Here is a 22483-nt window from a genome sequence, read left to right on the forward strand (position 1 = left end):
TCATGCATGTCACGCCAGGGACAGCCGGTCCGCAGAACATGCAGCATGCCATTGAGAAACAGGCGGTTGTCTCCGGCTGGACGGGCCCAACGTCCACGCTCAGAAGGCAGAAGCGGGCCAATCACCGCCCATTCATGATCCGTCAGATCGCCTCGTGCCATGCCTGTTCTCTCTGCTCCTGACCCCACAGGCAGGAAGTGAATCAGATCTCAGGCAGATCGTATAGATCTTTTGTCAACTCGACCTAGGCGGGCAAGGCTGTCGTGGTCACACCGTGGCCGGCGGCGTAAAGTAAAGATCAATGCGCTGCCCGGAATGAACATGGGACAGGTCGATGTCCGGGCTCTGTGTGACGGGGAGGGACCTGCCATCCAGACGGCTTTCCACGATCCGTGCCGCATAGGCCGAACCGGGTGTCAGGACACCCTGCTGCCCGTCAGCGGCATGGATGCGGCAGCTCAGAAGACCCTCGCTGATCGTGAGTTCTGTCAGTCGGCCTGTTCCCGTCCAGGACAGGATCTCTTCCTGTCCGCGGCAGAGGGTCATGCGACCATGTGCAACGGTCATGATGACCTGCCCGACCGGAGTATGGATCGGGCCCAGCGTGACGTCCGCGCCCGTGTTGTGCAGTTCCCAGCCTGCCCAGGGATTGATGTCCATGACGTCTGCGACACCCAGCATCGGCAGCATTGCACCCCAGGACAGGAACAGATCGGTATCCGGCTGGTCGTCGGCTTCGCCGGTCGTGGCGGAATAGTTTTCCGCTGCGATCCTGCGCTCCGTCCATGACTGGTTGAACAGGGCCATGCTGCGTTCGGCGAGTGTCGATGCCTCGGCAAGGAAGCCATACCGGCGCAGGCCGTGCCAGACGAAGTAGTTCACGTTCGGCCAGATCCGTCCGCGCCAGTAGACGTTGTCCGAAAAAGCCGGATCATCCCGGCTGACATTCGGGATCATGTATGGGCCACCAAAACGGGTGGGATCGAAGAGTTGTCCGATCAGGGACTGCGCCTGTTCCGGTGTGGCGGCACCGCAGATCAGCGGGAAGAAGCTCGTTGGGCCGACACTGCGCACGAACCCGCCATGACGCTGGCGATTGGCGAAAATGCCGCGTTCACTGTCCCACAGATTCCCGCGAATTTTGCTCCGGGTCTCTTCCGCCAGAGTATCGAAAGTCAGCGCGTCTTCGGTGCGTCCCAGTGCGCGCGCCATATGGGCCAGACATTCCGCATCGAGCGCCAGAGAACAGTTGAGCCCGACATCAAGCAGGGACAGCGTGCGTGTTTGTGGATCATAGACCGCTTCGTCATGGGTCGGGGAATTATCCATGCCCGTTTCGTTGCGGGCTCCGAAATGTGTGCCTTTGTACAGGGCCTCTCCGACATCAGATGTACCGCAGGAGACAAGTCCCATGCCGTCCGGATCCCGTTCGCGCCGCCACCAGAACTGGTTGCGGGACAGGGCGTCGTAATGACATTCGAGGAATGATCTGTCGCGATGGCGCAGGTAGATCATCCACGTCATGAATGCGCCGTTGGGAGCTTGCGTCCGGTCCACCCAACTGTCGTTCGATGTGGCGATACAGGCGAAATTGCCCTGTGGCGTGGCGCTTGCCGTTGCGACGGCCATGTTCTCGCGCGCTACCTGCCCGTCGAGCAGGCCGGTCATCAGGGCTGCATAAGTCTGGTCATTGTACCAGACTGCGAATTTCCCGAGATTCCAGATCCGGCTGACGGAGGTATAGGGGCGGCGGTTGATGCCGTCATACATGGTGTTCCAGGCCATGACGTCGCGTACGGCATCGAGCGCTCCGGCGTGACGTCCGGTCTGGGCAGGCAGCGTGGCTGGGAGACTTGGCTCGGATGACGTGTCTAGGGTAGCCCGGGCTTTCGCGACAGCCAGCTCTTCGCTGTCCGCGACAGCTGCGGCAAACCGTCCTTTGCGCATCATTTCCAGATTGAACCGCAATGCGATGACGGGGGCGGATGTCCCTCTGCTGGCCGTATGGAAGTAGCCGTTATCATTGAAATCTTTTGCTGCGGCTTCCAGTGTTTCATGTGCCGTGACCTGAACGGGGGCCATGTCGCCCATCAGGGCCACATACCGATAGCCCAGCCGGATGACGGCGGCCGCCCCGTTATAGGTCACGGTGGTGCCGCACTCGGCAGACAGGCACAATGTCAGCCAGTAACGCAGCCCCCATTCCGCGAGGATTTTTCCGTCCCATGCGCCTTGGAGGCAGTAGGGATCATCTTTCTCGTAGCGGAATGCGATCTCCGTCCCGCCATGCCGGGTCTCGAACTCCACCAGTCGTCCGTTCATGTCATGGCGGCCGAACAGTAGGTCCTTGCCCGGCGGAAGCAGCGTCGCGCGCCGCTGGCTGGTGGAATAAAGCAGGGGTGTCACATGGACGCCAAGTGGCAGGAATGTCATTGCCGCCGGGCGGTCGGACCAGGTGTTCCATGCGCGGGCCGGGGGCACGGTGCTTTCAACAATCATGACGGATCCAGTTCGCTGCGATATGCGGGTTTTCCTGCGCCACTGCGTCTGTTGGCGTCGTCAAGGATCTGTGTCAGCCGTGTTTCGTTCAGCTCAAGACCGAATGACCAGCACAGCGTGTCGTAAATGCCGAGGAAGGAACGGCGGCACGGGGCAAGCCGTGTTTCGGTCTCGGCGATGCTCTGGCCCGTCACATCGGCAAGCCATGTGACTAGATCGTCCTGCACGCCCGCAACCTCCAGCGCCTGCCCGGGCGGGGTATGCAGGTTGAGCCATCGTGCTGGAGTAGCGTCTCCCGCGACATGGAGTTCCGTGGCAAGGCGGATATCGCGGGATGAGGTCCCGATTTCGATGCTGACCGTTCCGGTGGGGACGGTCCATTCCTCACGCACGGTGTCGAAATAGGCAAGATCGCGGCGGTCCAGCGTCATGTCCACGACGCGGCTTTCTCCCGGCTCCAGACAAACCGTCGCAAACCCTTTCAGGGCCCGGAGCGGATGGTGGGGGAGCGCCCGGTTTGGGAAGGTTGGACTCCGCCCGAGGTAAAGCTGACAGACTTCCCAACCAGCCCGGACGCCAGTGTTGGACAGCGTGAAGCGAACGGTCACGTCATCCGCTCCGGTCGTCAGTTCCAGTGCGTCGTAGGTGAAGGACGTGTAGGACAGTCCGTGCCCGAATGGGAAAAGCGGTTGTATGTGGCGGATGTCGAAAAACCGGTATCCGACGAAAATGCCTTCCCGATACAGATGTGTTCCCTGTTCACCGGGATATCCCAGAAAGGCAGGGCAGTCTTCCGGTCGCACAGGCCATGTGACGGATGTTTTGCCCGATGGGTTGGCATGCCCGAGCAGGATATCGGCGACGGACTGCCCCAACCCGGCCCCTGCATAGCCCGCCGAGAGGATGGCCTGTACGTTATCGGCCCATGGGAGCACGACAGCGTCCGGATGCGTTAGAACCACTACAATCCGATCGTGGATCTTCGTCAGCTCGGTGATCAGGTGATCATGCGCCGGGCAGAGATTCAGATCGGGCCGGTCAGCGTTTTCGCCACTCACGCAGGGCGGTGTTGAGGCGAAGAGGATAACGGTTTCAGCCCTGCCTGCGGCGGCAAGGGCAGCGTCCAGACGGTGTGCGTCATGATTGCCATCCGCGCTCCAGCCGGGTTCCCAGTGGATGGATACGCCTTCAGGTGCAGTCGCCTGCAGGCACTCCAGCGGAATATCGCATTGGATGGGCCGCACGGCGGCGCTGCCTGCGCCCTGAATTTCTGGAGAGACCGCACCTGTGCCAATGACCAGCAGGCGTTCGCCGGGTTTAAGGGCAAGAGGCAGGACGTCGTTCCGGTTGCTTAGCAGAACGCAGGCCCGGGAGGCAGCCTTGCGGGCGAGGTCGTGATGGGCCGCGAAATCCGGGCGTGAGACAGGCACTCTGCGCTGGGCCTCCACAATTCGCAGGGTCAGGGCTGCGATATGGGTGCAGGCCTCATCCAGCACAGCCTCGGGCACGCTCCCGTTCAGGGCTGCGTTTTCAAGTCGTCGCCGGCGGGCGGCGTTGAATGGCATGTCCAGGTCGTTTCCGGCTTTTATGGCGGCGGGAAGATCCTGAATTCCGTGCCAGTCGGATATGACTGCACCGTTATACTGCCACCGGTCCCGCAGGATATGGCGCAGGAGCCAGGGGCTCTGGGATGTCTGGACCCCGTTGAGCCGGTTGTAGGACGTCATGACCGTCCACGGACTGCTTCTGGCAATCGCACGCTCGAACCCCAGAAGATACAGTTCGTGCAGTGCGCGGGGTTCGACGACGGAATCCATGCTGATGCGCTCAACTTCGGAGTTGTTGCACGCAAAATGCTTGAGCGACGCTCCCACGCCTTTGTCCTGAAGGCCGCGGATGACGCCCGCTGCCATTTCTCCTGTCAGGATCGGGTCTTCGCTGAAATACTCAAATCCCCGACCGGCCAGCGGTGAGCGGCGCAGGTTGATTCCCGGCCCGAGCAGGATCTGGGCGCCCGCAGCACGGCATTCGATTGCCAGTGCCGTCCCGACCTCCTGGGCCAGCGCGATGTCCCAGCTGTTGGCCAGAACCGAAAGTGCTGGAAAGCATGTGGCCGGCACGCTCTTGCCGAGCAGGACATTGCTGTCCCGGTTTTCCGGATCATCTGCTGTATCAACGGCGTCAAGGAATGCCCCGAGATCGGCGTTCTGCGTATCCGTGGAAATCTGGTCCGGCACGATGCGCAGGCCGTTGGATCCATCGACCATCAACAGTGAGGGCAGCCCCAGACGGGGCACGCCTGTCGTGCGCCACAGGCCGTTGCCACAGACGAGGTCGAGCTTTTCCGTAATCGTCATCTGCGCGACGATTGTGGCGGCCTCCCTGCCGAATGCGTGCGTCATGTCAGATGCTCTGTGGTTCAACGGGGGTTTCCGGCTGGAGGATGCGCGTCATCTCGGCCTCGGAAGGGTAAAGCAGGATGATCAGGACGGAGAGCAGGGCGACGCAGGCGGGCACGCCCAGAAAACCGAACGTGATGAAGACGCGGGCAGTGTGAGTCTGGGCGGCGGCATGGGGGACATAGCCGCCCCAGCCCAGAATTGCCGCGGAAAGCGAACCGCCGATGGCCCAGGCAACCTTTCCCGCAAAACTGTTTACGGAATAGGCGATACCGGATGCCGTCACACCAGTGACTGCGGTGCCGTAATCAATGGAATCCGCGACCATCGCGTAGAAAACAGGCAGTGTCATGCCCTGGAAAAAGCAGATCGTGCCGAAGACGGCGACCAGATAGACGGCACTGTTCGGGCCATAGGCAAACAGGGCCAGACCCATGGCAGACAGGATATAGGGCAGAACAATCGTCAGCTTCTGCCCGACGTGTCGCGCAAGCCAGGGCGAGCATGCCACGCCGAGAACCTTGCTGGCCCCCATCATCGAGATGAGCAGCCCCCCGAAATACTGCGGGCGATGCAGGACTTCCGTCGCGTAATAGATCGACAGGCCGTAGAATGCCGTCAGGTTGATATAGAACAGGCTCAGCACGATTGTGATGATTACCCATGCCCGGTTGCGGAACAGGGAGCCGAGCAGCACCCGGACGGGACTGTCATTCGCTTCCAGTTTGTAGCGCTCACGGCAGGTGAAGAAGGGAATGAGCGCCAGCCCTCCGCCGACCGCACCCGCAACGGCCATCGCCAGCGGATATCCCAGCTTCTCGTTGCCCCCGCCAAACAGGTGCACCATGGGCAGGATGGACGATCCGACCAGAAACGTCGCAAGCGTTGCGCCCATCATGCGGAAAGTGGACAGGGAGAGACGGTCTTCCCGGTTACGCGTCATGACATTGGGCAGGAGCCCGTAAGGCACGATGACGAGCGAGAAAAGCACGCCCATCACAAGATAGGTGGCATAGGCCCAGGCGAGACGTCCGCCAGCCCCAAGCGGCAGGGGCAGAAAGCAGCAGAATGTCAGGAAGCCGAGTGGCAGGGAAAACCATTTCAGGTAGGGCCGGACGCGCCCACCGAACAGGATGCGATGGTCGATCAGATATCCGATGACCGGGTCCACCACGCTGTCGATCACACGCGCCAGAAGCATCAGCAGAGCCACGGAAGATGCGGAAATGCCGTAAACATTGGTGTAATAATAGATGAGATAGGCCCCGGTAATTCCAAACAGGGCATTCCCTGCCAGATCGCCGAAGCCGAAGCTCATTCGCTCCCACAGGGCAGGGCGCTGGTTGTTCGTCATACCGTTCATGCAGCCATCCGGTTGGGGGCGTGGCTGCCTTTCCATTAACCCGGAGAGGCAGTGCTGGGAGGATGTCCGATCCGGACAGGGTTACATCAGAAGTCTGCCTTCACTCCACCGAAGAACTGGCGGGGCGCGCCCACGACCAGCGACTGGTAATCGCCCGAAAGCGGATTGCCGCCGTCGTCGCCCGTCATGATCAGGTAGCGCGACCCTGTCAGGTTGGTGACGTTAAACGATGCCGTCAGATTTTCCAGACGTCCGATGCGGCCGAAATTGTAGCGCGCTCCGAAATTGACCAGCCAGTAGGACGGGAGCGACGTGTCGTTCGTGTAGCTGAACGGACGGCTGCTGGTGTAGAGGGCGTCGATGTTGAAGCTGGCTTTCTTATAGGTGTATTCCGCCGTCGCCTTGTACATCAGGTCCGGGTAGTTCACGACATGCTTGCCCTTGGTGGCATAGGTCGTGCCCTGCTGGGTGATGTTGTTGTCGTATGTCGAATGGTTGTAGCTGATCGAGTTGAAGATCGAGAGGCCACGCAGCGGTCGCAGGGTCAGGCCTGCATCCACGCCGTTCATGGTTACGCCGCCGAGGTTCAGCACCGTCGTCTGCGGGTTGGTCTGACTGCCCTGGACCAGCGCGCCCAGACGGTTCGAGAAGTTCACACGATAGGCACTGACCGAGAAATCCACACGACGCTGCGTGAAGCGATAGCCGACCGAATAGGCCCAGCTGGTTTCGGGTTTGACCGAACTGCGTGACAGGTCGAAGGCCTCCTGCGAGACGGCAAATGGTGATGCCGACAGGTGATAGCCGCTTTCCGGATAGGCGCGCATGTTTTTGGCGATATCGAAATACAGCTCATGATGCGTCAGGAAGTGCCAGTCCCCGCTGAAATGCGGCAGGAACGCCCCGAATGTCGTCAGGCCCACCCCGCCAGCAAGGGCATTGGTGCCAGTATAGGGTTCGTAATTTCCGGTCTGTCCGACATGAGTGGTGCTCAGCATGGACTTGAAACCGGCATGGAGCGACAGGTTTTTGACCGGGCGCCAGGTGTCCTCGATATAGGTCTGCATTGTGTTGGTATTGTAGGTCTGGCCCCAGAGCTTCGCGAAAGGGTCGGACCATTTGCGGAAAGGATTGGGCGTCAGTGTCTGCCCATCTGCAAGAAGCGGATCGTTATAGGCATACATGTTCGAGACGTATTTGTTGTTTTCGTACCAGATGCCGCCATGAATTTCGTGTTTGCCGATATCATACGTCATGCTTGATGTGAGGCCGAAGCGCTGGATATCGGGCTGCTTGACGATTTCGGAGAGGGGCGCGCCGTTCGCCGAAGCCATCCACGGATCGGACCACTGGGTGTTGGCTTTCTGGTTGTGGCCGTACACAACGGAATCCCATCGCAGGTGATCCGCCAGTTTCAGATGAAAATTCAGCCCGCCCAGCAGGTCGCGTGACGCTGTCGTTCCGGCATAGTAGGACACATCCTTCGGGTCGCTGGTTTTGTCTTCACCGTGCGAGTAGATGCCCTGCGCGGCATTATAGGCCAGTCGGTAATTCGGATAATAATTGGAGATGCCGTAGCCCAGCTTCTGGACCGTTTCCAGTGTTTCGGACTGGTAATTGAACTGCTGGACATCCGCCCAGTCGAACAGGAGCGAGACGCTGCTTTCATTATGGATCGGCTGCACCAGTTTCAGGTTGGCCTGCTGGAAGAACTGGGTGCCGTATCCTTTCCACAGCTTGGTGTCATTGCGCATGTAGGACACGTAGAACTTGGTCCCGGTGGAGTTCAGCTTGCCACTGTCTATGCGGATGAAGGCATGCGTGGTGGCGTTGCTGCCCCCGGTTGCAGCAAGGGTGCCGCCGAACTTGTCCTTGGGATCAGACGACGAAATCATGATCGCGCCGCCGAGCACATTGGTGCTGGGCATGTCCACGGCGCCGGCACCCTGCGACATCTCCATATGGCCGACATTCTCGGATGACAGCGCGGCAACGGCGTTCAGACCGTTATAGTTGCGGTAGACGGACTCACCGAGTGGAATGCCATCCAGTGAAAAGCCGATCTGGTTCTGCGAAAATCCGTGGATATAGAGTTTGACGCCACCCGTATCGACGCCCTGCGCATCGTCCGACTGAAACAGGACACCGGGCACGTTTTGCAACGCTTTCATGACGGAAGTTCCGGCAACGGCGTTCGTAAAAACGTGTTGGGAAATGACGGTCTGCGCACCATGCGAAACGCGTCGTCCCTGAACCTGCATGAGTTCGGGTTGTATAGCGCGGGCCGGAGCGTGGCGTGCGGCAGCTGCCCTGGACGCAGAGGCCGTGTGAAGCGGATGCGCTTTTCCTTTACGAACATGCTGCGATTTTTCTGCCGTCCATCCGTATGAAGGAATGACGGCCAGCACTGTGGAAAGCAGAGCCATGTGGCGTAACGCGAGTTTGTTTGGGGTGACGATACGCATTGAGATCAATCCTTGCTCTCACACAGGTCGGACAGGGTGGCAATCTGGATGGCCGGGAAACGTCACGTTGCGATCTTATAACGTACAAACGACACTATGAATGACAATTCGATTCTGCAACAAAAAAAGAGCCCATGGAAAACGTTGCCTGACAGCCATTGTTTTTATTTTTTCGTATATCCCCCTTCAGGGGCTGTAAGCCTTTTATTAATGTATACGTTATTAATCAGAAGCGAGGTCGCCGGGCCGTGCATGGGCAGAGGAACTGGCTGAGACATTGTGAAATGCGACATGGTGTTTGGATCTGCTTTCTGAAGGAGGGATATCCGGAGTATCCGTTGCGCGCTGTGAAGGGAATACGATCGGGAAATTGGGATATACAATCCCCCGAGAGGCTGTAAAAATCTTTTGGGGTTTCAATGGAGAAAAATCCGATGTCGCATGATGCAGATTACGAACTTTGCAATCAGATCGGATATCTCCTCCGGCGTGCCTATCAACGACACACGATCATCTTTCAGCGTGAAATTCCCGATGACCGGCTGACCTCTGCCCAGTTTGCGGCCATGGTTACAGTCTATCGCCTGAAGGAGGCGCCTCTCGTACAGATCAGTGCGGCGACCGGCATTGATCATGCAACTCTGCGTGACATCGTCATGCGTCTTCGCAAGAGAGGGTTGTTGAGCATTGTCCAGGATCGCAACGATCGCAGGCAGCGTATCGTGTCCCTGACAGCGGAAGGGGTTGCTCTGGTCGAGAGTACGATTCCCAGTGCCGCGGATGTGACAGCCCGTACCCTGGCGCCGCTTGATGAGTGCGAAAGGATTGCAGCGCTGCATATCCTGAAAAAACTGGCGTTTTTCGAAGACTGAAAATTCCGAAAATATATCCTTTTTAGGAAACGAAACGGAATCGTCATAATTCTCTTGACGCATCCAGAAGGACTATGAATTATCCATATATCGTGTGTACGTCATTATTGTTGAGCTCTCTTGCTCCGTGATGGCCAGCAGCAGAAGGGCAATCAGATGTCGGGTGGTGTTCGGGTCGGTATTGTGGGGGCTGGTCTTGGTGGCGTTGCTGCAGCAGGACTTTTGCAGCGTCAGGGTTTCGACGTAACGCTTTATGATCAGGCTCCCGGTTTTTCCCGACTGGGGGCAGGCATCCAGTTTGGCCCTAACGTCCTGAAAATCCTTGCTCATCTTGATGGTTTGGACAGAAAACTCGAGGAGATTTCCTGTCTCCCGGACTACTGGGTCAGCCGGAACGGAACAGATGGTGCAGTTCTCGCAAAAATTCCGCTGAATGCGGAGCGTGCGCGTTATGGCGCGCCTTACATCACCATTCATCGTGGTGACCTGCATCAGGCAATGCTGGACTGCATTGAGCCTGCCCGCATCAAGTGGGGGCACAAACTGGTCGATTTCACGGATAACGGCGGGACCGTCTCGCTGGAATTCGAGAACGGGTCCAGGGAAACGGTGGATATTCTGGTTGCGGCAGACGGGATTAACTCGCGTGTACGTGAAAAAATCTTCGGTCTGGAAGAAGCTCTTTATACCGGCTGGATTGCGCACCGGGCGATTATCCCCGGTGCGGCCGCAAAGGCTCTGGGCGCGGATGTCAACGCCAAGTGGTGGACTGCGGACCGCCATATCGTCTGCTACTATCTCGATCGCAAGGAAGACGAGTTCTATCTGGTAACGGGAGAGCCGGCGGAATGGACCAGCCGGGCCGGTCAGCTTCCGTCCACGCGCGAAGAGTTCAAAGCAGCGTTCGCGGATTACCATCCGATGGTTCAGGGCTATATCGATGCGGCGGAAACCGTGACGAAATGGCCGCTCAAGACGCGTGAGCCGCTATCGAAATGGCATGAAGGCCGCGTGGTGCTTCTGGGGGATTCCTGCCATCCGATGAAGCCTCACATGGCGCAGGGTGCAGCCATGGCGGTCGAGGATGCAGCGGTTCTGACGCGCTGTCTGAGCGAACTGGGCGTTGCCGATCTGGAAGTGACGTTCGCGGCCTATTACCGCGCCCGCAAGGAGCGCGCGACTAAGGTCCAGACGATTTCCAACGCCAACACCTGGCTGCGTCAGCCGGAAGATCCGTACTGGTGCTACGGCGACAATATTTATGACCTGACGCTGACGTCCTGACGTGAAGGAGAGGGGCGCTATGGCGAACAGCGTCTTTCTGATGGTGAACGGGGAACGTCGTGAGGTTCACGCGGCCCCCGGGACACCACTTCTGACAGTGCTGCGCAATGATCTTGGTCTGAATGGCCCGAAATTCGGCTGCGGACTGGGAGAATGCGGGGCCTGTACCGTATTGCTGGATGGCAGGGCCGCGCGAAGCTGTGTGGTCCGGGTCGAGACTGCGGCCGCGGGTCAGTCCATCGTGACGCTGGAGGGGCTTTCCCCTGATGGGTCCGATCCGGTCCAGCAGGCCTTCATCAAGGCACAGGCCGCGCAATGCGGATATTGTCTTAACGGAATGGTCATGACGGTAAAGGCGTTTCTGGACGCCATGCCCGATCCTGACGAAGCGGCGCTGAAAGAGGCGCTGCGATATAATCTGTGTCGCTGTGGCACCCATGTCGAAATCATGAAGGCGGCCTGCATTGCGGCAGGTCTGGTGAAGGGAGAGCCCTGATGGCGCAGACGTCGCTCCCCACTGGTTCTCTCAGCATTTTCCGTCCCGCGCAGCCACCGAAAGGGCTGGCGGCACGGGGCGGGTTTATTCCCAAAGACGAGATTTTCCTGCGCATCACGGCTGATGATCAGGTCGTGGCGTTCTGCGGGCATGTGGATCTGGGAACGGGGATTGCGACGTCTCTGGCGCAGATCGTGGCGGAAGAACTTGATGCACGTCCGGCACGGGTGCGGATGGTGTTGGGTCATACCGAGGACACGCCGGATCAGGGTGCGACGATTGCGAGCGAGACCATTCAGGTCACGGCCGTTCCGCTGCGCCGGGCTGCAGCGCAGGCGCGGCGTCTCCTGCTGGAACGTGCAGCGGAACTGACAGGCCGAGTGATCGGGACCATGACGCTGCGGGATGGCGAACTGGTCTGTGAACCGCCTTTGCCGAACCAGGTCTATCGCATCGGGGATCTGGTCGAGGGCGTGGAATTACGGGTTCTGCTGGATGATGCGGCGGCAGTGAAGAGCACGTCCGAATATCGTCTGGTCGGGCGCGACATGCCACGCGTGGATATTCCGGACAAGGTGACGGGCCGGGCAGTCTATGTGCATGACGTGCGTGTGGACGGGATGCTGCATGGGCGTGTCGTGCGGCCGCCTTATGAAGGCTATGATCACGGACCCTATGTCGGTCGCGCACTGCTTTGGGTCGATCGGGAGTCCGTGGCGCATCTGCCGGGTGTGGTGGATGTGGTCGTGGTTGGCGATTTCGTGGGGGTTGTGGCCGAACGTGAAGAACAGGCGGCAGCGGCCGCACAGGCATTGCGGGTAGAGTGGGCGCCTGTTGCGCTTCCGGACCTGTCCGACCCGGCGGAGGCCGTGCGGGACAATCCTGCAACGCCGCGTGTGGTGCTGGATCGCGGCATGCTCGAAGACGGTCTGGCTGGTGCGAAGACCGTTCTGGAGCGGGAATATTTCTGGCCGTACCAGATGCATGGCTCCATCGGTCCGTCCTGCTCGGTGGCGGACTGGCAGGATGGCAAGCTGAAAGTCTGGTCCGGGACTCAGAACCCGCACATGCTGCGCGCGGATCTGGCATTACTGATGGGACTGTCCACGGCGGACATTCAGGTCATCCGGCATGAGGCGGCCGGGTGTTACGGGCGCAACTGCGCGGATGACGTGGGCGGCGATGCGGCCCTGCTGTCGCGCGCGGTGGGGCGTCCGGTGCGGGTGCAGCTTTCACGCGAGCAGGAGCATGTCTGGGAGCCGAAGGGCGCGGCCCAGCTCGTGCGGATCCGGGGCGGAATTGATGCGTCCGGGCAGCCTGTCGCGTATGATCTCGACACCAGTTACCCCTCCAATGTCTCGCCGTTGCTGGCGCTGGTTCTGACGGGTGTGGTTCCGGCGGAAGTCCCGGCCGTGGCGCAGATGGGGGACCGGACGTCTGTTCCGCCCTATGATTATCCCAACGCGCGGGTAACGGTTCAGGACATGCCGCCGATTGCGCGGGCGTCCTGGTTCCGGGGGGTTTCGGCACTTCCGAACAGCTTTGCGCATGACAGCTATATCGACGAACTGGCGGCGGAGGCCGGGGCCGATCCGCTGGAATACCGTCTGGAGCATCTGCCGGACCAGCGGGCCTGCGAGCTTCTGAAGGCGACGGCGGATCGGGCCGGGTGGACGTATCGGGCTGGGGCGGTCGAGGCTGATCCGAAGGCGCGCGTGCTGAAGGGCCGCGGGATGGCCTATGCGCAGTATGTGCACGGAACGTTTCCCGGCACGGCGGCGGCGTGGTCGGCCTGGGTTGCGGATGTCGAGGTGGATCGTCAGTCCGGCGTAGTGAGTGTCACGCGGGCAGTGGTCGGGCAGGATGCGGGCATGATGGTGAACCCGGCCGGGGTGCGTCATCAGCTTCAGGGCAATGTCATCCAGTCCACGAGCCGCATCCTGCGCGAAGAGGTCCAGTTCGACGAAAAGGGCGTGGAGAGCAGGGACTGGGGCGGCTACCCGATCCTGACCTTCCCGGAGCTTCCGGCGATCGCGCCCGTGCTGATGGACCGGCAGGACCAGCCGCCTCTGGGGGCAGGAGAGTCTGCATCCGTGCCGAGTGCGGCGGCGATTGCCAATGCGCTTTATGCCGCAACGGGCGTGCGCTTTCGGGATGTGCCGTTCACGCCGGAAAAGGTGAAGGCGCGGCTGGATGAGGCACTGGGTCCGCTGACTGCGGAAGCGGTGCGACCACTGGCGGCGCTGGGAGTGGCGGGTCCGGAAGTGCGTCCGGCGATGGCGCGGACGACGCTGGGCGCGACGCTGCGTCGCGGGGCGTTTGCGGCGGCTTTTGCGACGGTGGGCGGCCTGATGGCGACCGTCATGCCATGGCGCTCGGCGATTGCGCCGGTTTCGCCGCCGGAGGCCGGGCTGTTTTCCGATGCCGCGATTGCGCGGGGCGAGAAAGTGGCGGCTGCGGGGGATTGTGCGGTCTGCCATACGGCGCCGGGTGGAGTGACGAATGCGGGGGCGTTCCCGCTGGAGACGCCGTTCGGGATCATCTATTCCACTAACCTGACGCCGGACGTGGACACCGGGCTTGGGGCCTGGTCCTACGAAGCGTTCGAGCGCGCGATGCGTCATGGCATCAGCCGGGACGGGCGTCATCTCTATCCGGCGTTCCCCTATACGGCATTTGCGAAGACGAGCGATGCGGATCTGCGGGGTCTGTATGCCTATCTGATGTCGCAGAAACCGGTGCGGAATGCGGTGCCGAAGACGGCGCTGAAGTTTCCGTACAACATGCGCTTCTCGATGGCCGGGTGGAATATGCTGTTCCATGACCCCGCGCCGTTCACGCCCGATCCGGCACAGTCCGAACAGTGGAACCGTGGCGCCTATCTGGCGGAAGGGTTGGGGCACTGCTCGGCCTGTCATACGCCGCGCAATGCGTTGGGGGCCGAGCGCTGGAAGAGTGCGTATCTGGCCGGGGGAGAGGCCGAAGGATGGTCGGCACCTGCGCTGAGCACGCTGTCGCAGTCTCCGCTGCCCTGGAGCGAAGACGATCTGTACGCCTATCTGCGGACGGGATTCAGCCCGGCGCATGGTCCGGCGGGAGGGCCGATGGCGCCGGTCGTTCATTCCATGGCGGCCCTGCCGGATGCGGATGTACGGGCGATTGCGCATTACATCGCGTCCTTTGATCGCAGGAATGCTGTTGAAGGCGTGGCGGCGCGTCGGGATGCGGTGCTGGAGCAGGCGCGCGGGTTGCAGGCGCTGGACCGGGGCGAGGGCTCACGGATCTATAACGGAAGCTGTGCGAGTTGCCATGAAGGCGAGGGCGCGCATCTGTTCGGTGCGCGTCCGCAGCTTGCGCTCAACAGCAATATTCAGGCGGACAGCCCGGATAATCTTGTTCATGTCATCCTCAGGGGTGTGTCGGAGCCGGCCTATGCGCAGGCGACCACCATGCCGGCATTCGGGGACATCCTGTCTGACCGGCAGATTGCGGAACTTGTTGCGTATCTGCGGCGGACAATGGCACCGGGTCGGCCCGAATGGACGGATCTGGAAGCGCATGTGGCCCGGATCCGCGCGCAGATCCGTTTGCAGGGAGGACATTGAGAATGGCTGAACGCTGGTTTCCGGTATGGCGCCGGGCACAACGGACGGACATGATTGCGCCTGATGAGCATCCGGGCGTGGGGCAGACCATTCTCCTTGGCGGCCAGCATGTTCTGGCGATGACGGGATCGACCGTGGTGGGGCCGCTGCTGATGGGGTTTGATCCCAATGTGGCGATCCTGTGCTCGGGGCTGGGAACGATCCTGTTCTTCTTCATCACCGGCGGACGCATTCCGAGCTATCTGGGGTCGAGCTTTTCCTTCATTGCGCTCGTCGTGGCGCTGACCGGATATTCCGGGCATGGCCCGAACCCCGATATTGCTCTGGCCTGTGGCGGAATTTTCGTGGCGGGCGTGCTGTATGCGCTGATCGGGCTGCTGGTCCGGATTACGGGATCAGGGTGGATCGAGCGTCTCATGCCGCCTTCCGTGACCGGGGCGATCGGGGCGGCGATCGGGCTCAATCTGGCGCCCGTGGCGTCCCGTGGGCTCGGGCATGGCGGGGCGGGCACGGCCTGCGGCCTCTTCGCGCTGCTGTGTACGGCATTGCTGGCAGTTTATGGCGGGCCGTATCTGCGGCGTCTGTCGATCCTGCTGTCCCTGATTGCGTCCACGCTTTTGTATGTCGTGGTGGCGAATGTGCTGCATCTGGCACCGGCGATGGATTTCTCCGAAGTTCTGGCCGCGCCGCTGATCGGGATGCCGCATCTGACGGCACCGCGCTTTACCAGTCATGCGGCCATTCTGCTGGCCCCTGTGGCGCTGGTTCTGGTGGCGGAGAACCTCGGGCATCTCAAGGCGATCGGGGCCATGACGGGGCGGCCGCTGGATCATCTGACGGGGCGCGCGTTCCTCGGGGACGGGCTGGCGACGATGCTGGCGGCCAGTCTCGGTGGCACAGGTGTGACGACCTATGTTGAGAATATTGGCGTCATGGCGCTGTCGCGGGTCTATTCGACGCTGACTTTCGGGATGGCCGGAATTTTCGCCATTCTGCTTGGGTTTTCGCCATTTTTCGGGGCGCTGCTGCGGGCCATTCCGGAGCCTGTGCTCAGTGGTCTGTCGGTCGGGCTGTTTGGTCTGATCGCGGCGACGATGGTGCGCGTCTGGGTGGATAACCGCGTGGATTTCTCCCGTGCCTCAACGCTGTTTCCCGTTGGCGTGGCCCTCGTGGCCGGGGCGGGAGACCTCACTTTCACAATCGGCAGTGTGACGCTGGGCGGTATTGCGACCGCCACGATCGCTGCCATCGGCCTCAACCAGATCCTCAGCGCAGGATCGGAGTCCAAGGAGCCACCTTCATGCCCGTAAGTGATTTTGAACTGCTGCAGGCCTGGCGACAGGTGCTGACGCTGTGCCGTCTGGAAGCGGGGCAGACCGTGACGCTGCTGACATCGCTGGGGAGCAATGAGCAGACCCTGCGCTGTGCGGTTCTCGCAGTGCGGGAAAAGGGGGCGATTGCGAACCGGCTGGATCTTCAGCCGACGAACGGGGCGCTGTCCTTTTCGCGCGATCCGCTGGCTTTTGTCGGGACGACGCCGCTGACGAACAACCGGGCGGCGGTCGAGATGCTCAAGGCCAGCGATCTGGTGCTGGACCTGATGACGCTGCTGTTCTCGGCCGAACAGCATGAAATCCTTGCAGCGGGTGGCCGCATTCTGCTGGCGGTGGAGCCGCCGGAGGTTCTGGTGCGGATGACGCCCACGATGGAAGACCGCGAGCGCGTTCTGGCAGCGTCGAAAAAGCTTCAGGCGGCGAAGGTCATGCGCGTGACGTCGGCAGCGGGAACGGATGCGTCCTTTGCGCTGGGTGATTATCCGATGCTCGAAGAATATGGCTTTGTGGACGCGCCGGGACGCTGGGATCACTGGCCGAGCGGGTTTCTGGCCACATGGTCCAATGAAGGCTCGGCGGAAGGGAAGATCGTTCTTGCGCCGGGAGACATTCTCCTGCCGCAGAAATCCTATGTGACGGCACCCATCACCTGCCACCTTGAAAAAGGGTTCGTCCGGGCGATCGAGGGTGGTTACGAGGCCGACCATCTGCGGGACTACATGGAAAGTTTCAACGATCCGGAAGTCTACGCGGTGTCGCATATCGGCTGGGGGATGCAGGATCGGGCGCACTGGTCGGTCATGGGGTTCTATGACCGCGAGGCCAGTATCGGCATGGATCCGCGCGCCTGTTCCGGGAACTTTCTGTGGTCCACGGGGCCGAACAATGAGGCCGGCGGTACGCGCGATACGGCGTGTCATATCGATATTCCGATGCGGGGCTGCACGGTCGCGCTTGATGATGTGCCGGTCGTGAAAGACGGCAGGCTTGTGGAGAACGCATGATGAGCACGCAGGATAACCGCGACGAGGACCGCTACAAAAAGCAGGGTTTCGGAAACGAAATGGGCATGACGGGGCGCATCGCGCTGCTGATTGTCGATTTCGTCAACGGATTTGCCGATCCGGAAGCTTTTGGTGGTGGCAATATTCCCGAAGCGATCGAGCGGACGAAAACGCTGCTGGCAACGGCACGGCGTCTGGGCTGGAAGGTGGCGCATACGCGGATCGTGTTCGCGGATGATGGCGCGGATGCGAACATTTTCTCGCTGAAAGTGCCGACGATGCTGGGGCTGACGGAAACCAATCCCGCCTCTGCCATCGTGGACGAACTGGCGCCGGAGTCCGGCGAGTATGTGGTCCGCAAGACGGTGCCGTCGGCGTTCGCGGGCACTCCGCTGGCCTCCTGGCTGGTGACGCACGGGGTGCAGACCGTTGTTGTGGCCGGCTGTGTGACGTCCGGCTGTGTGCGGGCGAGCGTGCTGGATGCGATGCAGTACGGATTCCGTCCGGTGATCGTCTCCGACTGCGTGGGCGACCGGGCCATCGGACCGCATGAGGCTAACCTGTTCGATATGGCGCAGAAATGCGGGGACGTCATGGACCTCGACGCCCTGCTGTCCCGTCTTCCCAACACCTGACATCACGATTTTTCAGAAGGATCATTTCATGACCCAGACACGTCTGCTTTACGGGGCGAATGTCCATGCCAACGGCATCCGGCAGCATTATCTGCGCTACGGCGGCAAGGGGGCGCCGCTGGTGCTGGTGCCCGGCATTACGAGCCCGGCCATCACCTGGGGGTTTGTGGCGGACCGCCTGGCCGAAACGCATGATGTCTATGTGCTGGATGTGCGCGGGCGTGGCCTGTCTTCGACGGGGCCGGATCTGGATTATGATCTCGATACCTATGCGGCGGATGTTCGCGGGTTCATCAATGCGCTGGGCCTGAAGGACGTGGTCCTGATGGGGCATTCCATGGGCGCACGCATTGCGATCCGCACGGCGCGGCAGAATGACGCGGGACTGGCGCATCTGGCGCTGATCGACCCTCCCGTCAGCGGTCCCGGACGTCGGGCCTATCCTGCCAGGCTGGACTGGTACACGGAATCCATCCGTCTGGCGCGCAGGGGCATGAGCGGTGCGGACATGAAGCGCTTCTGTCCGACATGGACGGACGAGCAGTGCACGCTGCGGGCGCAGTGGCTCCATACCTGCGATGAGCTGGCGACCCGGATCACGTTTGAGAAGTTCCATACGGAAGACATCCATCAGGATCTGCCTCATCTCAAAACCCCTGCCACTCTTGTTGTGGCAACGCGGGGAGGTGTGATCCAGAAGGAAGATGTTGAAGAAATCCTGCAGCTCAATCCTGCGATAGCCATCGCATATGTTCCGGATGCGGGACATATGATTCCCTGGGACAATTTCGACGGTTTCTTCGAGGCGCTTCAGGCCCGCTACTGATTTTCAGGACTGAATTTCCGCCCCGCTACAGGACCTGCCTGTAAGCCAGATGAGGTAGACTGCAATGTGTAAACGACCCGGCTCCCTGCACCTCGCCCTCTCCGTGACGACGATGCTGTCGGCTGCTTTTTCTTCGTCCGCCATGGCGGCCACCAGACATGCGCCCGTGGTGCACAGAGCGGCTCCCGCTGCACATAAAAACACGCCCCGTGTGGCGACGCCGAAGCGTCGGCATACCGGGCCATATATGAGCAAAAGCGCGGAAAGCATGGCAGTTGTGGCCCGTCATCCGCCGCGCGGGACAGTCGAGACTGTCAGCCAGAAAATGCTGGCAGAAGCACCGGCCGGTACCAACCCGATGAAGGTGATCTCGCAGCTTCCTGGCATTGTGTTCCAGTCTGGCGATGCGCAGGGGCTCGACACATGGAGTGCGCAGATCTTCATGCATGGTTTCCAGCAGCAGGAAATCGGCATGACGCTGGACGGGATGCCGCTCGGGGAGATGACGTACCGCAACTATAACGGCCTGAACCCGATCATGGCGATCTCGTCGGAGAACGTGGCGCGCATTGACGTATCGCAGTCTGCCGGTGCGGAAAGCATGGCGGCGAGCAACAATCTGGGTGGCGGTCTGAGCTACGTTTCGATGACGCCATCGGACAAGATGGGTGGCACGGCTGCGGCCGGTTTCGGCAGCTACAGCACCTATCACACGTTCCTGCGCTTCGAGAGCGGCAAGCTCAATTCTAGCGGCACGAAGTTCTATACGTCCTACATGCGTAACGACAGCGGGATGTGGAAGGGCTATGGCGAGCAGTTCATGCAGCAGGTGAACGCCAAGCTCGTGCAGCCGATCGGCCATGACAGCTCGATCTCGGCATTCTTCGACTGGAGCGATCTGCACCAGAATACCTATCCGGACATCTCGCCGCAAATCATCAACCGGGTGGGCTACGGTCTGTCGAGCTACGAGAACGGCAGTAATTCCGGCTATATCGCAGCCGTAAACGCGGCGAACGGGATCTACTCGGGGAAGGTCGGCACGCTCGATGATCCCGCAGACGCGGCGTATTATGATGGCAGTACGAACACGGTCGATACGTTTGGTGGCATCAAGGCCGACCTGCGCCTGACGGATCGTCTGACCTGGAACACTACGGCCTACGGGCATGGCGAGCGCAACCAGACCTCCTGGGCGACGCCCTATTATCCGTCGCCTACGGGGTCGCCGGTCAGCGAACTGATGAAGGAGCCGGAAATCCGGCGTTTCGGCATTGTCTCGGCACTGCATTACGACATTGCACACAATCACATCGGTGCGGGTGTCTGGTACGAGAACAACAGCTATATGTCGCCCATGAACGCCTATGCGCAGCCAGCGGTGGTGAATGGCGTGGTTCAGGGAAAAGTGCATGATCCGCTGACCCAGTGGCGCGATCCGTTCGCACAGATCTTCAACCAGAACTACAACACCAACACGTTCACGGCCTTTGTGCAGGACACGTATAACGTGCTGCCGAACCTGGCCCTGCATTTCGGTTTCAAGTCTCTGCTGAGCACGACACGCGTTGGCGACGGCTATCTGAACCAGGACTATTACGGCGCTGGCGCTGCGGTCACGAGCGGGGAGAGCCTGACGGTGGCCAAGCCATTCCTGCCGCATATCAGCGCGGACTGGCACTTCCTGAAGGATCATGAGCTGTATTTCGATATTTCGGAAAATGCCCGGACCTACGCAGAATCCGGCTACAAACTCTCGAACTCGCCGTTTGCCGTCTCCCAGACCGCGTACGACGATACGAAATCCACGATCCGTCCCGAGACAGCGTGGACCTACGCGATTGGCTATCGCTACACAGGCAAACTGGTCGCTGCGACGGTTTATGCGTATCGGACGAACTACAACAACCGTCTGCAGCAGATTACGGAAGGGCCGGTCGTCAACCCGATCTCAGCCGTCTCGAACGTGGGTGGCGTGACGATGAACGGTGTGGATGCCGGGCTGACACTGATGCCGTTCCGCGGTTTCGCATTGACCAACTCCGTTAGCTACAATCATGGCGTTTATGACCAGAACCTTGTCAGCGGCTCCACGGTTTATGCGACGAAAGGCCAGCAGATCGTCAATTATCCGCGCTTCATGTACAAGGGGCGCGTGTCTTACGAATGGCACGGCATGACGGCCTATGCCGATGGAAGCTATACCGGCACGCGCAATTACAGCTACACGGGAGACGTCAAAAGCCCCGGCTACTGGCTGACGAATGTGGGCGTGCAGTACAGCTTCGGAAATATGAGGAAGTACAACCGCTATCTGGGCGCCATCAAAAACCTGACGGTCGCATTCAACGGCTCCAACCTGACGAACAAGCGCTATATTTCCACGATGGGTCAGAACGGTAATCCGGCGGATATCGCCTCGGGCGCGCTGACGGATCAGTCCATGCAGATCGGAGCACCCCGGATGTTCTTTGGCAGCGTGCGCGCGGACTTCTAGGACAAAAAGCCCGTGGCATAGCCGCGGGCTTTCTTGCTGTCAGGCGGGTTCCTCAGGCGCGGATGATACCCAGTCCAGCCACATGGAAGGCCGGACGAAGGTCTCGACCCAGTCGGAGTAAAAAGACATCAGCCCCCAGCACAGGCTGCCTCGCATCAAGGAACCTGCCCTTCATGATCAGGGCTCACGGCGGAACGCGGTCCGGATCATTGCCGAATACGCCGCTGTTCCGGCCAATCTTCTTCAATATGCTATGGACTACACTCGTCTGTACGTCGATCGTTCATTGGAGGGTTTGAGAGAGATTGTTCAGACCCATGTCGATGTGACCCTGTTTGGCCTGAAGGTGTGTTTCTATTTGATCTGCACGATAACCAGACGGATTCAAAATCGGCTGCCTTTGTCCAATCAAGGCCTGAGAAATATAGACACGGCGTAACGCTCATATCTGCAAATTTTTTAAACTCGCAATCATTGAGATAAGACATTAAGGGTCGGTAAGTGAGAGGCTTCCAAGCATGTCCTTTTACGCATTTTCGCGTTTATAAGGCGCCGTGAGAGTGTTCTGGGTGAAACATTCAGGGAGCGGGCGATATCAGTCAGGCCCTCACGTCCTTCTTCCAGACGAGATAGCGCAATATCCAGATCCTCTTCTGAAAGAAGGCGCGGACGTCCCAATGTCTTGCCGCGTATCTTCGCCGCTTCCAGGCCGGCTCGCGTTCTCTCGGCGATGATAGACCGTTCGAATTCAGCGAGTGCCGCCATCATATGGAACATCAGTCTGCCCCCGGAAGACGCAGTATCAATATGCTCTGTTAGTGAACGAAAATGAACGCCTCGCTTGCTTAGGCTTTCCATGAGTTGGACCAATCCGGACAAGGAGCGTCCAAGCCGGTCGAGCCGCCAGACAACCAGCGTGGAGCCTTCACGAAGGGTTTGCGTGGCCGCTTCCAGGCCCGAGCGGGAAAAATTACCACCTGATTCCCCATGATCGGTAAAAATACGCCTACAGCCAGCAGTCCGGAGCGCTTGGATCTGCAAGTCCAGTCTCTGTTCTTCTGTAGAAACCCGAGCGTAGCCGATAAACATTTAACCCCCTCAAATACATCAAATAAAAGGCCCTCCAAACTGAACTTTTGGTTGAAGATCCCTATGGTTTCCTTCAAGATTGGTGAAGGTGTGAGGTTGACAAAAACGGTCGTTT

15 protein-coding genes are annotated in these 22483 nt (G+C 60.2%); 9 read left to right on the forward strand and 6 right to left on the reverse strand.

Going from position 1 to position 22483, the window contains the following annotated elements; translation table 11 throughout:
• The 5 genes from KP701_RS15015 to KP701_RS15035 form a co-directional block, all read right to left on the reverse strand.
• On the reverse strand, nt 1-161 hold a 161-nt coding region (locus KP701_RS15015), incomplete at its 3' end, for a transposase (protein WP_215746342.1).
• 106 nt (nt 162-267) lie between these two features.
• Nucleotides 268-2499, reverse strand: a complete 2232-nt coding sequence (locus tag KP701_RS15020) for an MGH1-like glycoside hydrolase domain-containing protein (protein WP_215747750.1) — start codon at nt 2497-2499, stop codon at nt 268-270.
• Entirely contained in the window at nt 2496-4901 is a 2406-nt protein-coding gene (locus KP701_RS15025; protein WP_215747751.1) for a beta-glucosidase, read from the reverse strand. Before KP701_RS15025 ends, KP701_RS15020 begins: the two co-directional genes overlap by 4 nt.
• Before the next feature lies 1 nt (nt 4902).
• A complete protein-coding gene (locus KP701_RS15030) occupies nt 4903-6261 on the reverse strand; it encodes an MFS transporter (RefSeq protein WP_215747753.1) in 1359 nt (452 codons plus the stop codon).
• An 86-nt stretch (nt 6262-6347) separates the two neighbouring features.
• The gene (locus KP701_RS15035; protein ID WP_215747754.1) at nt 6348-8726 is read right to left on the reverse strand and encodes a TonB-dependent receptor; all 2379 of its coding nucleotides are present in this window, start codon (nt 8724-8726) and stop codon (nt 6348-6350) included.
• A gap of 434 nt (nt 8727-9160) precedes the next feature.
• Here KP701_RS15035 and KP701_RS15040 point away from each other — a divergent pair, with 434 nt between their 5' ends.
• The 9 genes from KP701_RS15040 to KP701_RS15080 all read left to right on the forward strand — a co-directional run bounded on the left by KP701_RS15040 (nt 9161) and on the right by KP701_RS15080 (nt 21279).
• Nucleotides 9161-9598 carry a MarR family winged helix-turn-helix transcriptional regulator gene (locus KP701_RS15040; RefSeq protein WP_225198757.1) on the forward strand — a complete coding sequence of 146 codons (438 nt, stop codon included), beginning with the start codon at nt 9161-9163 and terminating at the stop codon, nt 9596-9598.
• A 156-nt stretch (nt 9599-9754) separates the two neighbouring features.
• On the forward strand, nt 9755-10882 hold the full coding sequence (locus tag KP701_RS15045) for an FAD-dependent monooxygenase (RefSeq protein ID WP_215747765.1): 1128 nt from the start codon (nt 9755-9757) through the stop codon (nt 10880-10882).
• 19 nt (nt 10883-10901) lie between these two features.
• A complete protein-coding gene (locus tag KP701_RS15050) occupies nt 10902-11378 on the forward strand; it encodes a (2Fe-2S)-binding protein (protein ID WP_215747756.1) in 477 nt (158 codons plus the stop codon).
• Nucleotides 11378-14983 carry a molybdopterin cofactor-binding domain-containing protein gene (locus tag KP701_RS15055; RefSeq protein ID WP_215747757.1) on the forward strand — a complete coding sequence of 1202 codons (3606 nt, stop codon included), beginning with the start codon at nt 11378-11380 and terminating at the stop codon, nt 14981-14983. Before KP701_RS15050 ends, KP701_RS15055 begins: the two co-directional genes overlap by 1 nt.
• 2 nt (nt 14984-14985) lie before the next feature.
• The gene (locus KP701_RS15060; protein WP_215747759.1) at nt 14986-16293 is read left to right on the forward strand and encodes a solute carrier family 23 protein; all 1308 of its coding nucleotides are present in this window, start codon (nt 14986-14988) and stop codon (nt 16291-16293) included.
• The gene (locus KP701_RS15065) at nt 16284-17321 is read left to right on the forward strand and encodes a 2,5-dihydroxypyridine 5,6-dioxygenase (RefSeq protein WP_215747760.1); all 1038 of its coding nucleotides are present in this window, start codon (nt 16284-16286) and stop codon (nt 17319-17321) included. The genes KP701_RS15060 and KP701_RS15065 overlap by 10 nt, the downstream gene beginning before the upstream one ends.
• On the forward strand, nt 17321-17956 hold the full coding sequence (locus tag KP701_RS15070) for an N-carbamoylsarcosine amidohydrolase (RefSeq protein WP_215747766.1): 636 nt from the start codon (nt 17321-17323) through the stop codon (nt 17954-17956). The genes KP701_RS15065 and KP701_RS15070 overlap by 1 nt, the downstream gene beginning before the upstream one ends.
• A 28-nt stretch (nt 17957-17984) precedes the next feature.
• Complete coding sequence (locus KP701_RS15075; protein WP_215747762.1) at nt 17985-18782, forward strand: alpha/beta fold hydrolase; 798 nt, start codon at nt 17985-17987, stop codon at nt 18780-18782.
• A gap of 64 nt (nt 18783-18846) precedes the next feature.
• Nucleotides 18847-21279, forward strand: a complete 2433-nt coding sequence (locus KP701_RS15080; RefSeq protein WP_252345671.1) for a TonB-dependent receptor — start codon at nt 18847-18849, stop codon at nt 21277-21279.
• Between the two features lie 471 nt (nt 21280-21750).
• Here KP701_RS15080 and KP701_RS15085 read toward each other — a convergent pair whose 3' ends face one another.
• Nucleotides 21751-22368: a recombinase family protein gene (locus KP701_RS15085; protein WP_215747764.1), complete on the reverse strand. Its 618-nt coding sequence runs from the start codon at nt 22366-22368 to the stop codon at nt 21751-21753.
• Nucleotides 22369-22483: the final 115 nt, after the last annotated feature.

This window comes from Gluconobacter sp. P1C6_b (genome assembly GCF_018811945.1).
In the GTDB taxonomy this organism is placed as follows: Bacteria; Pseudomonadota; Alphaproteobacteria; order Acetobacterales; family Acetobacteraceae; genus Gluconobacter.